Genomic DNA, 12008 nt, shown 5'->3' on the forward strand with positions numbered 1-12008 from the left:
CATTCCATATATCTGTGCGCTGTGGGTCTTTATCCGATCCGGTCGGCAAGGGATCATAACGGGGATTCTCGTATCGACGATTCTCGTCATCTGCGTCCTTTTCGCATCCCCGCAGCTTCACGGTCAAACATTGCCTATCGTCCTTGCCGTCGGAGTGGGTGTCGCGATAGTCATTGGAGTAGGCGTCGCCCACGCCGACGAAGAACGACGCCGGGAACTCGAGCGCCAGCTGGACCGCGCGCACCAACGCGAGGCCTATGCCACCGCCATGCATGATGTGTTGAGCCACAGCCTCACCGTCATTGCAGTCAAAGCGCAGCTCGCGTCGCGTCTCCTCGATGCCGAAGCGGACAAGGCCCGCAAAGGTACAAACCGCAAGGATAAAGCTCGCGGCGAAATCGACGACATCTACGAACTATCCCACTCCGCACTCAATGACATGCGATCCGCGCTTGACGAGCTAGCTCCGCCGTCGTTAACGGAAACTGTTGAGGAAGCGCAGGCAGTGTGCACCTCCGCGGGGATTTCCCTCAGCGCACACATCGACGACGAACTTCCGCCTGCCACCGCTGCTCTCTACGCAGCAATAGTGAAGGAAGCGACAACAAATATTCTTCGGCACTCCGAGGCACAATCCGCATCCATCACCGCAACGTCCGCCAGACTCATTATTGCCGACGACGGACGTGGCTTTGACCAGGAGGAACGCCCCAATACCAATGTGCTAAACGACGCGGAGGACGGCGGCCGGCAACAAGGGTTAGAGAGTGTGAAACAACACGGGCTGGAGGGCATGAAACGTCGCGCCCACAATATCGGCGCGTCGTTCTCGATTCGCTCAACGCCGGGTGAGGGGACGACAGTCACCGTCGAGACCGCACGGCGAAAGACCACTCCACGAAGGGCCACGCCAAAGGAGACAACGACGCAGGAGAAAGAGTCATGAGCACCGACAAAGCCGACGGAAGCGTCATCCGCGTCTTCATCGTGGACGATCAATCTCTCATCCTGAGTGCCCTCGAGTCGCTCCTCGCTCTGGAGCGTGATATCGACGTCGTCGGGACCGCAACAGACGCACATGACCTCACACATCGCATCGCTGACAGCCACGCCGACGTCGCCCTCATCGACATCGAAATGCCTGGTATCGACGGTATTCAGGCGACCGCGGATCTCACCGAGCACAGCCAGTGCCGGGTCATTATCGTCACTACCTTCGGCCGGCCCGGATACCTGCAGCGGGCACTCGACGCGGGCGCGCGTGGTTTCGTCGTCAAGGATTCACCTGTTGAAACATTGACCAGTGCGATCCGGGACGTCTATGCAGGCGAAACCATCATTCCGCTGCAGCTTCATGACAAAGTACGCGCCACCGGGGACAATCCGCTCACCGCACGCGAACGCGATGTACTCCGCGAGGCGCTCTCGGGAGCGACGATCGCGAGTATAGCGTCGACGCTGTTCCTCTCCCCTGGCACCGTTCGCAATCACATATCCCGAGCGATCGCGAAAACTAACACCACCACCCGCGCCGAAGCAGCGACCGTCGCACGCGACGCCGGCTGGTTGTGAGCTCCGGCATCGGCGCGCAATTCCATCCGCGCACCGCCACCGCACCCACTTACCCCCGGTTGCAACATTTTGTCGCGAACGTTCTGCCTACTCCACCCACCTGACATACACTGAGCCACGACCCCACGGGAGCCCATGGCACGGGCTGAGAGGGAGCTGACGCCGCTCCGACCGTCCGAACCTGTCCGGATCATGCCGGCGAAGGAAGAGAGGACCTTAGGCATGTCTGCACCCACCGATTCATCACCGCGCCCACACACCGTTCACGGCGAAAACCATCCCAAGCACCACGAGAAATTCGTCGAAAAAGACGGACTTCGCGTGCCATATACCGAAGTCACCCTCGACGATTCACCCACTGGCCCCAACGAGCCCGCCCGCATCTACCGCACGATGGGACCAGACGTCGACCCGACTCGCGGGCTCCCCGGACTGCGAACACCCTGGATAGCCGACCGCGACGACACCACCACCTACGAAGCACGCGGCAAGAAACTCGAAGACGACGGACGTTCCGCCGTCAAACGCGGGGCGTCGTCGCAGGAATGGCACGGCACCACGCGCCGACCCGTCCGTGCGAAAAGCGGCCACCGCGTCACACAGATGCACTACGCCCGACGCGGCATCATCACGCCCGAAATGAAGTACGTCGCGCTGCGGGAAAACTGCTCCCCCGAGCTTGTTCGGGACGAGGTCGCAGCAGGTCGCGCTATCATCCCCGCCAACGTTAACCATCCCGAGTCCGAGCCGATGATCATCGGACGTCGGTTCTTGACCAAAGTCAACGCCAATATCGGGAACTCCGCGGTGACGTCGTCGATCAATGAAGAAGTCGAGAAGCTACGGTGGGCTACGAAGTGGGGAGCCGACACCGTGATGGATCTCTCGACCGGCGACGATATCCACACCACGCGCGAGTGGATTATCCGGAACTCGCCCGTGCCGATCGGGACCGTGCCTATCTATCAGGCGCTGGAGAAGGTCAATGGTGAAGCCAACGCGCTGACCTGGGAAATCTTCCGCGATACGGTGATTGAGCAGGCCGAACAGGGCGTCGACTACATGACCATTCACGCCGGGGTGCTGCTGCCCTATGTGCCACTCACGGCGGATCGCGTCACCGGCATCGTGTCCCGCGGCGGCTCCATCATGGCCGGCTGGTGCCTGGCACACCACAAGGAAAGCTTCCTCTACGAGCACTACGACGAGCTCTGCGAAATTTTCTCCCACTACGATGTCGCATTTTCTCTTGGCGACGGCCTGCGTCCGGGGTCCATTGCCGACGCGAACGACAAGGCGCAATTCGCTGAGCTGCGTACACTCGCCGAGCTGACGCGGCGGGCCTGGGACTACGACGTTCAGGTCATGGTTGAGGGCCCAGGACACATTCCGCTGAACCTCGTCGAGCAGAACATCCGCGTTGAACAGGACTGGTGTCACGGGGCTCCGTTCTACACACTGGGGCCACTCGTGACCGACATTGCGCCTGGTTATGACCACATTACGTCCGCTATCGGTGCGGCCACTATTGCGATGGGCGGAACGGCCATGCTGTGCTATGTCACGCCGAAAGAGCACCTGGGGCTGCCCAACCGTGACGACGTCAAGACGGGCGTCATTACGTATAAGATTGCGGCCCACTCGGCGGATGTGGCCAAGGGGCATCCCGGTGCGCAGGCCTGGGACGATGCCATGAGTAAGGCGCGGTTTGAGTTCCGGTGGAACGATCAGTTCGCGCTCTCGCTCGACCCCGACACCGCGCAGGCCTACCACGACGAAACATTGCCGGCCGAACCAGCGAAGACCGCCCATTTCTGTTCCATGTGCGGGCCGAAGTTCTGCTCTATGCGGATTAGCCAAGATATTCGCGACGCTTATGGCGAGACGATGCTCGGCATGCCTGAGGTTGGTGACCCGATGGGTGATCTGACGGGTGATCCGGTAGGTGACCGGGCGGATGTGGTAGCGGGCATGGCGAAGATGGCTGAGGAGTTCCGCGCTCACGGATCCGAGCTCTACATGCAAGAATCCAAAGCGAAAGACACTGCTGAGGACATCGACCACGATCTCGCGAACATGGGTGCACGACGGATACAACGATAGGAAACACATGGCCCCCACCGACACGGATTTCCGCCTTTACCTGGTCACGTCTGGGACGGACCGGCACACCGTTGACACCGCAGCCCAGGTCGCGGCGGCTGGGGCCGGCGTAGTCCAGGTGCGCGCGAAGGACCTTTCCACGCGGGACCTGCTCAGCCTTGTGACGGAATGTGCCACAGCTGTTCACCGGGCAAATCCCCACACGAAAGTCGTCGTCGATGACCGTGCCGACGTGGCCTACGCTGCTCGACGCGCCGGGGTCCCTGTCAATGGCGTTCACCTGGGACAAGATGATCTTCCCCCGGATGCGGCCCGCGACATGCTCGGGCCGGATGCTCTCATCGGACTGACGACCGGAACGCTACCGCTTGTCGAGGCCGCGGAACAGTTTCACCGCTCGCATCCAGGGGTTATTGACTACATCGGTGCGGGGCCTTTCCGTCCGACGCCGACGAAGAATTCGGGCCGCGCGCCTATTGGTGTTGACGGTTATCGGCCACTCGTGGCGGCAACATCCTTGCCCATTGTCGCCATCGGGGACGTGACACCCGACGACGTTGCGGCGCTGAGCGCTACTGGTATCGCCGGGTGCGCAATGGTGCGAGCACTGATGCACGCTGATAATCCCGGCGAGTTAGCCCGACGTGCGTTGGACAGCTTCCGTAGCGTGTGACCGCGGAAATGGGTCGATTTAGCTGCTACCGGGGTGTTTTAGGCCCCTAGTTGCGCCCCTCGTCGGAACTGGTCATTGGCCATCATTGTCCAGGTGTTGTTTCATCACATCTATTTGTGAAATGACTTCATTATCGGTGGGGCCGTTATTCGAGCGGAAAGCAGAAAGCACCTGATCAGTGTCAAAATTCGCTTGCTGCCCATTATGGGAAGCACTGCCCAAATAAATATATGACAGCGACTGATTGATGTCCCTGAATATTGTTTCCTTGTCAAGTGAACTAGGTGCTACTACATGACGTTGGTCCTGTAAGCCCACAGATAAAACATTATCGTGTTTCACATCGAACACGGAGTTCACCATTACAAATTTACGAGGAAGATCGTCCCGGTATGACGTTTCTTGGTATATAGCATCCAGAGTTGCCGCCATGGGCTTAAGGTAACCGGAATTTGGTGCCGAACCACACACTTCAATCGCGAATTTTTCGGATGTTGAACACGATGAAAAACCATATTCTTCATCCCAAGCACGATCGACGCTCGTGGAAGAGCCCACAGGAACTGATATAAAGAAGACCACACCGATAAATAAACATAGTGGTGCTATCCAGATGCCTCTGAACAGAAAACCTATAACGGTGCCAATCACGCAGGACACCAGTAAGAACCCAACAATCATCAAGAAGGTTGGGGTACCCGCCCAGAGTTGCCTAAAAGTAACGCTATAGGAAACCCCGGATAGAATGGCACCAACAAAAGAAATCGCTATTAACACTAAGGCGAGAATGACGAGGGGGATAAACGTGCTTAACGCGGATATGCGAAAAGCGCTAACTAACCTCTCTATACGACTTCTGGGGGACGTATCCTCCCAGTCAGTATTTCCACTTCGCCACCGTGCCTGACTAGATATCACGCTGGCGCATAGAGTCGCCGGAGAGAAAAAGAGTATTAAGACGGTTAGCGCTTGCACCATCAAGAGTTGTGGACTACCCAGCCATGACGATGCACTCGCCAGGGGAGCGACAACCGAAAAGATGATAAGAATCAGCGCAATCGGAATTGCGTATGACGCTCTCAGTTTTCCTTTCAGCACTATCGAGGAGTAATTCTTGGTGCTGCGGAAACCCGTTAGGGAACGAGATTCCTTGTCTTTTCGCCTCTTCGACCATCCTTGAACATAGATGACAGACCCCAGGGCCCATATCACGATAACGAGGAGCGCACTGAGGTTCGGCTGTCCACCAGGCATAACAAAACTGCACGGTGCACGCAGAGCACCCCAGAGACCGTGCCCGATAGACGGCTCTAATGGCCAACTAAACGTGAGAGACCCAAGAACCGCGAATACTGGAGCTACCCAGATAAACGTCTTTTTCAGGACGTAGGTTGATACTAACCCCAGGCCAATAAGGCCAATGTCGTTCCTTATGACCGTAAGAGAACCATAGTCTGAGAAATCTCCCCAAAAACACAGCAACCCTACTAGAGCAGCCCATACTGTTACCAGGGCCAGGAGTATGAGCCGTCTATTTTTAATGGGCCGCGGGGAGACACGATCAAAGTCATCCTCATGAATGAATACAAAGAGGAGTGGAATCGATGTCAGAGCCGAAACCCACACGGTGTCGATATCGACAGAATTTCCGTTCTGCTCTAGCAATATCCACGTGGCGGATTTTACAAGAAGTGAAAGTATAAGGGACGTCAGACAGAAATAATGAACTCTATTATGACGTAGCCACAGACCTGTTCCAGAATTCATGATTCCAGCAGATCTAGATACATCGTGTTGAGTTTGTTGATGTCTCTTCCTGCTCCGAATTTTTCCCATGGCCCCGAGTATTCTTTTACCCCGTTTTTCATAATCGTCAGGGTATCTGCATTTTCAATGACGTCTTCGACTATGTGTGTCGAAATAATTACTGTAGAGGACTCCGACGAGTGATGAAGTATTCTCTTACACGCTGCCCGTTGCGATAAATCGAGCCCTGCCGTTGGTTCGTCGAGCAGGATTACCGGTGGCGATGAAACGAGGGCAGATGATATTCCAACCCTTCGTCGCATACCACCAGACAAATGTTTGATAAGTGAATCGGCTTTATCCGCCAGACCTGCGAGTTCTATCAGCCTATCGACCTCATGGGGGACCTTATGCTGCGGGACTTTCCTCAGCCAACACATGTACGCAAGGTGTTCCCGCACGGTAAAGCGTGATTTTTCGAGATTGTCCTGAGGGAGGTAGCCGACCAAACCACTACGTGGATCATTAACCCGGCCATCTATATACACACTGCCACTGCTCGGCTGGGTAAGCCCGGCTATTGCCCTGAGCAGAGATGATTTCCCTGCACCATTGGGGCCAAGTAATGCATGAAATCCGGTATCGACATTTAAGCTGATGTGATCAACCGCGATATGCGAGCCGTATTTCACAGTTAATTGGTCGGTTGTAAGTTTCAACCAGATTTCCTCCTCAGCTATTTTAGCCAGGCTACCCTACAAAAGTCAGTGACATTTAGCGTAGAGCTTTTTACTTCGCTTCGGAAGTCTAACCTCAGAGCGCGACTCCTACTGCTGTTCCCAATAGAAAACTTGCTCGTCATCGACGGTCACCACGGCACGATCCGGGTCCCGGCTAATCATCGTCCGCAAAGTCTGATTCTGCCCCGTCACAGCAAACGTGATCGTGTGATCTTCAACGTTTTCTACAACAAGATCTCCACGCGCGATCCACGGATGGTCCCTACGGATCCCGATCAGACGTTGATAAATCTCATGCAGCCATTCCCCCGTCGGCAATAAATCTGCTGGGGAATCCGGGAGTGGCGGTCGAATGTCGGCGTCGGCATACAAGCCATCCTGCTTTTCACCCCGAAACCCCTGCTCATCGCCATAATAAATGCTCGGCATACCGGGCAGCGTCAACTGCGCGACGGCAGCGAGCACCGCGCCATTATCCCCCACCACCGAAGCAATGCGCGACACATCGTGATTGCCAATGAACGTCAACGGAAGGATCGGCCGCTTGTCGGGCTGATTATTGGCGACGGCCGCGCCCTGCTCCACAAAGGTCTGGTGGCGGCCGAGCGCGTGGTCCAGCTCCCACATGTTCGCGTTCTTAATGCTGCTCCAGATGGCCTGCCACACCTCATACTGGGTGATCGAGTCCATGTGGGACTGAGCAGCGAACTCGATGTACCCGCCCTGTTCCTCGCCGTGAATGATTTCGCCTAGGAACACCGCATCGGGATAGTGGGCACGCACGCGGTCGATAGCGGTCCGCCAAAAGTCGGTGGGCACGGAGTACGCAGCGTCGAGCCGCCACCCCGTGATCCCGCGATCCAACCAATACTCCATGATCTCCACGACCATGTCAGCCACGCGCGGGTCGGAATGGTCCAGCTCAGCCAGGTCGAGGTTCCCCTCCCACGGGACCGACACGATCTTCCCGTCGTGCGTATGCGTTTTCACCGGGGTCTGCTCCGCCCCCGCACGCGCCTGCTCAATCGACTCGGTCACCAGCGGATGCTGCGTCCCGACGTGGTTAAACACCCCGTCCAACATCACCTTGAGGCCGCGCTTCGAGCACTCCCCCATCAGGTGATCAAAATCGTCCAGCGAACCTAACCGCGGATCGATCCGCAAGTGATTCGTGGTGTCATATCCGTGCGCTGTCGACTCGAAAATAGGCCCGAGCAAGAGCCCCGAACAGCCCAGCTCAATCGCATAATCCAGCCAGGCTTCTAGTCGGCGCAATTTTCCAGGCTTATCGACGTTGGGCTCGGAGGTTGGCACGGATGGGGCGTCGTCGGGTGTCGGCGCGGCGGACCGTTCCCCGTCGGATGGGTCGTCGGATTGAGGGCTGAACATGTCCGTTCCGCATGCTCCGAGGGGGTAGATCTGCCACCAAAGCGCGTAATCAAGCGTGTCCATCGAGCCCTGCCTGCCTATCCGACTGCATTATCAACGAGTGCGGACGGGGTGACGACCCGCGTCCCACTACCCTTCGAGCTTACGTCAGATACCGGACATACTTCGGCGCTTATTGCTCACTTGTCGTCAGTTGGCTTGTCACCACTGGGAATCCCATTGACGGCGATTGAAGCAAGCTTTGACGACGATTGACGCGCGGCGTCGCAGCTCATTTCGCTACCATTTTCATCGCGGTGATACCTCCGGCCAGTGAATACACCGGAATGCTCAGTGTTTCCCGCAGGATGTCGGCCGCTTGCTGACTACGTGCTCCACGGGCGCAGTACACGGCCACCGCCGTCGCTGATTCAGGAATACGCACCGACGCCGCATCGGCTTTCACCACGCCCAAGGGAACATGAATATCGCGCGGGTTGGCATCCGCAGGCGCAGTCCCGCCCGATTCGACGCCTCCATCCAGCGTGATGCGCTCAATTAAACGCTCGTGATCTTCGCGGACATCCAGGAGCACGTGGTTCTCGTCGGCAAGAAAACCGGGAAGATCCGAGGGCGTGATGTCGTCAGATGCGCGGGTTTGATTCTGGGTTTGGTCACGACGGTTCCGAAGCTCCCCTTCTGACGAAGTGCTGCCGGGTGACGATTCGTCTCCCACTTCACACGCCGTCCCTTGATTAGATGACGCAACAGTGTCACGAATCGCCGTCGCCGGTTCACGCGATGGGTCACGACGCAACCGGAGCGTCCGTGTCGTCGCCGACGTGGCGTTATACGTTAGAACCCGCCCCACGAGGGGCTCACCGATACCGCCCAGGATCTTCAGCGCCTCGGTGGCCATGAGGTTGCCGATCACGGCCGTCGTCGCACCCAAAACGCCTGCTTCCGCGCAGGTCAGGACTGGTTTCGTCGGCGGGCCGTCGAAAAGGTCGCGAAGTCCGGGGCCGTGAGGAGCCCAGAACACCGAGACCTGCCCCTCGTAGCGCAAAACAGCACCCCAGACCAGCGGCGTTTCCGTCATTTCCGCAGTGTCGGCCGCCACAAACCGGGTGGCAAAATTGTCGCTGCCGTCGATCAAGAGGTCATGCTCGCGGCACAGCTGCTCCGCGTTATCGGGGCCGAACCGCCCTTCCGTGCGAATGGTCATCGAGGGGTTGAGCGCGTGCATGCGTTCGCGGGCCACGTCGGCCTTCGGACGTCCAACGTCGTCGACACCGAAAAGTGTTTGCCGCTGAAGGTTAGTGAAGTCAACGACGTCATCATCGCAGACCGTGATATGCCCATTCGTGCCGACGCCGGCCGTGGCCAGCGCGTACAGCAGCGGGGACCCCAATCCACCTGCGCCGATCACGCATACCCGCGCGGCGGCGAAGCGCTGCTGGACGGCTTCATCAAAAAGCGCCAGGTGACGGGCGGTACGGACGCGTTCATTGTGCGGGAGAGGCGCGAGTCGTTCGTCGGGAATCAGGAGGGGCAACCCGGCACCGGAGCTAGCTGGGCCCGTGCTAGATGACGGCATCGGCCCATGCCCTCCCCTCCAGCGGTGAGGACGCCACCGCGTGATGCCGCTTCGGAATCCGCCCCGCCTGATGTGCCCAATAACCAGCGCGAACACCGCTGGCCATCGCCTTCGCCATCGCTTCAGGATCGTGACTGCGCGTGACGGAACTGGCCACCAACACGGCGGAGCATCCCAGTTCCATCGCCAGCGCCGCCTCCGACGCGGTCCCCACCCCGGCGTCCAACACCACGGGGATATCGCCGGCTTCTTTCACAATCATCTCAATATTGTGCGGATTAAGAATTCCCAGGCCCGTGCCGATCGGCGACCCACCGGGCATCACGGCGTCCACCCCCGCGTTCACCAGCCGTCGCGCAACAATGGGGTCGTCGTTCGTGTACGACAGCACGTGGAATCCGTCGTTAACCAGCTGTTCCGCGGCGTCGACAAGTTCGACAGCATCGGGTAGAAGAGTGTCGTCATCGGCGACAACCTCGAGCTTGATCCAGTCCGTATCCAGCGCTTCCCTCGCCATTTTCGCGGTCAGCACGGCGTCGCGCGCCGTTTTGCAGCCGGCCGTGTTGGGCAGGATGTGGACATTGTGCCGGCGAAGCATCCCGAAAACGTCGGCTTTTCCTGCTTGGTGCCGACGCATCGCGACCGTTGCCACATTGCTTTCCGACGCCACCAGCGCTTTTTCCATGATATCCAGCGACGTCATTCCGCCCGTGCCGAGGAAAAGGCGCGAGGTGAGGTCCCGATCGGCCAGCGTCCAGTGGTCGGGGTCGCCTATGTGGGCGTCGGGGGATGTGGCGTCGTCTGCGTCCGTCGGTGTGATGTTCGTAGGGTCATCGTCCCTAGTTGCGTTGTGTGTCATTGCCTAGCCTCCTTGAACAGCGGTGAGAAGCTCGATGCGATCGCCGTCGCTAATGGTGGCGGTCTGCCATGTGGATTTCGGAACGATCTCGTCATTAATGGCGACGGCGTATCCGTCGAAATCGTCATCGCCGGCGGTGTCATTGCTGGTGGGCGGGTGTTTCGCGGTGTTGGCGACAGCGGTGAGGTCGGCGTTATCGCCGTCCACTGACACAGCTTTGACGAGCGCCCGGACGGTAAGACCGCTGATCGCCCGGCGCGATGTGCCGTTCAGTTCGATCGTGATCGTTGGGCTGAATGTGTCTGTCATTATTTCCTCTGGGTTTCCTTTGATTTGTTCGACTTAGTTGATTACTTGTGACGTCTGAGAATCCTGGGGTCGCCGAGCTGAACGCTGCGTGACGGGCGTGCGTAGCTCCAACACATCGTTCCTACGCATCACGGTGAATATCCGTAGCAGCAAGAATGTCGCCCATGGTCAATTCCGGAGCATCGTCATCATCCGCCCTGGCAAGGAGCTCGTTAGCTTTTACCAAGCGCTTTTCTAAGGATTCGTGTGCGTCGGACCCAGAATCCGAGGCGGCCGCTGAGGTTTGAGCGTCCGGGGAACCCGAGTCAGCAGCAGCAACACCCATGCCAGCAATCGCGAGCGCTGCACCCACCCGGGCGCCCAGCGCCGTCAGCAAAATGCCGTGGCGGAAATAGCCCGTGGAAACAACCGCGCCGGTACCGTCGTCGATACCGATATAAGGCAGGTCATCCGGCGTGCCCGGCCGAGCGCCCGCCGTGATCTCCTCAATCGTGCACTCGCGAATCCCCGGGCAAATCGTGTCAGCGTCGCGCATGAGGTCCAGCGCGCCGCCCACCAGCGGCTGACCGCGGCCGTCCTCCCGGCTCGTGGCCCCCAGCACCAAACCGCCATCGATGCGCGGCACCACATACACCGGCCGATCCCGAACAAATCCCCGAATTACCGACGTGACCAGCGGATCGAGTTCCGCCGGCACGCGCAAACGGAGGACGTCACCCCACACCGGGCGCAGCTGCAGATACGGGAAGAACCCGGACGCGCCAAGACCATTGGCGACGATGGTGACGTCGCGGGGGTTCACGTCGAAAGGAGTGGCCGATCTCTTCACGATCTCCACGCCACGATTTTTCAGCGCACCGATAATGAGGTCGCCAAACACGCGCGGATCGATCTGGTGATCGCCCGGGATATGCACAGCACCGGACAGGTTCGGGCTGAGCGACGGCTCCGCTTTCCGCAGCTGGCGAACCGTCACCTGGGTGGCTTTCATGCCGAACGATTCCTGGAAATCTCGCGTCTCGGCCAGGTGCACCCGATCGG

At 58.6% G+C, this 12008-nt stretch carries 11 protein-coding genes and 1 riboswitch; of the genes, 4 read left to right on the forward strand and 7 right to left on the reverse strand.

Annotation, left to right across the window (positions count from 1 at the left end; all coding sequences use genetic code 11):
• The 4 genes from Q3981_RS07800 to Q3981_RS07815 form a co-directional block, all read left to right on the forward strand.
• On the forward strand, window positions 1–946 hold a 946-nt coding region (locus Q3981_RS07800), incomplete at its 5' end, for a sensor histidine kinase (protein WP_303125029.1).
• Window positions 943–1572: a response regulator transcription factor gene (locus Q3981_RS07805; RefSeq protein WP_303125031.1), complete on the forward strand. Its 630-nt coding sequence runs from the start codon at window positions 943–945 to the stop codon at window positions 1570–1572. The genes Q3981_RS07800 and Q3981_RS07805, both read left to right, overlap by 4 nt.
• Before the next feature lie 115 nt (window positions 1573–1687).
• Window positions 1688–1796: riboswitch (TPP riboswitch) on the forward strand.
• Complete coding sequence (thiC, locus tag Q3981_RS07810; RefSeq protein ID WP_303125033.1) at window positions 1795–3675, forward strand: phosphomethylpyrimidine synthase ThiC; 1881 nt, start codon at window positions 1795–1797, stop codon at window positions 3673–3675. It overlaps the preceding riboswitch by 2 nt.
• A gap of 7 nt (window positions 3676–3682) precedes the next feature.
• Window positions 3683–4348 carry a thiamine phosphate synthase gene (locus Q3981_RS07815; RefSeq protein WP_303125035.1) on the forward strand — a complete coding sequence of 222 codons (666 nt, stop codon included), beginning with the start codon at window positions 3683–3685 and terminating at the stop codon, window positions 4346–4348.
• 72 nt (window positions 4349–4420) lie between these two features.
• On the opposite strand, the gene Q3981_RS07820 is transcribed toward Q3981_RS07815, so the two are convergent.
• The 7 genes from Q3981_RS07820 to Q3981_RS07850 form a co-directional block, all read right to left on the reverse strand.
• A complete protein-coding gene (locus Q3981_RS07820; protein ID WP_303125037.1) occupies window positions 4421–5125 on the reverse strand; it encodes a hypothetical protein in 705 nt (234 codons plus the stop codon).
• A gap of 986 nt (window positions 5126–6111) precedes the next feature.
• Window positions 6112–6813: an ATP-binding cassette domain-containing protein gene (locus tag Q3981_RS07825; RefSeq protein WP_303125039.1), complete on the reverse strand. Its 702-nt coding sequence runs from the start codon at window positions 6811–6813 to the stop codon at window positions 6112–6114.
• Between the two features lie 108 nt (window positions 6814–6921).
• Window positions 6922–8223, reverse strand: coding sequence for an alpha-amylase family protein (locus Q3981_RS07830; RefSeq protein ID WP_303125041.1), 1302 nt, complete (start codon window positions 8221–8223; stop codon window positions 6922–6924).
• A 271-nt stretch (window positions 8224–8494) separates the two neighbouring features.
• Window positions 8495–9799, reverse strand: a complete 1305-nt coding sequence (locus tag Q3981_RS07835) for a HesA/MoeB/ThiF family protein (RefSeq protein ID WP_303125043.1) — start codon at window positions 9797–9799, stop codon at window positions 8495–8497.
• Window positions 9786–10658, reverse strand: a complete 873-nt coding sequence (locus tag Q3981_RS07840; RefSeq protein WP_303125045.1) for a thiazole synthase — start codon at window positions 10656–10658, stop codon at window positions 9786–9788. The genes Q3981_RS07835 and Q3981_RS07840 overlap by 14 nt, the downstream gene beginning before the upstream one ends.
• Before the next feature lie 3 nt (window positions 10659–10661).
• Complete coding sequence (thiS, locus tag Q3981_RS07845) at window positions 10662–10967, reverse strand: sulfur carrier protein ThiS (protein ID WP_303125047.1); 306 nt, start codon at window positions 10965–10967, stop codon at window positions 10662–10664.
• Between the two features lie 121 nt (window positions 10968–11088).
• On the reverse strand, window positions 11089–12008 hold a 920-nt coding region (locus Q3981_RS07850; RefSeq protein ID WP_303125049.1), incomplete at its 5' end, for an FAD-dependent oxidoreductase.

This window comes from Corynebacterium sp. (genome assembly GCF_030530965.1).
Lineage (GTDB): Bacteria > Actinomycetota > Actinomycetes > Mycobacteriales > Mycobacteriaceae > Corynebacterium.

What these genes read in the sequence shown, in the direction of transcription:
- Q3981_RS07805 (WP_303125031.1), top strand. Translation starts at nt 943, where the DNA reads ATGAGCACCGACAAAGCCGACGGAAGCGTCATCCGCGTCTTCATCGTG.
- thiC (WP_303125033.1), top strand. Translation starts at nt 1,795, where the DNA reads ATGTCTGCACCCACCGATTCATCACCGCGCCCACACACCGTTCACGGC.
- Q3981_RS07815 (WP_303125035.1), top strand. Translation starts at nt 3,683, where the DNA reads ATGGCCCCCACCGACACGGATTTCCGCCTTTACCTGGTCACGTCTGGG.
- Q3981_RS07830 (WP_303125041.1), bottom strand. Translation starts at nt 8,223, where the DNA reads ATGTTCAGCCCTCAATCCGACGACCCATCCGACGGGGAACGGTCCGCC.
- Q3981_RS07835 (WP_303125043.1), bottom strand. Translation starts at nt 9,799, where the DNA reads ATGCCGTCATCTAGCACGGGCCCAGCTAGCTCCGGTGCCGGGTTGCCC.
- Q3981_RS07840 (WP_303125045.1), bottom strand. Translation starts at nt 10,658, where the DNA reads ATGACACACAACGCAACTAGGGACGATGACCCTACGAACATCACACCG.
- thiS (WP_303125047.1), bottom strand. Translation starts at nt 10,967, where the DNA reads ATGACAGACACATTCAGCCCAACGATCACGATCGAACTGAACGGCACA.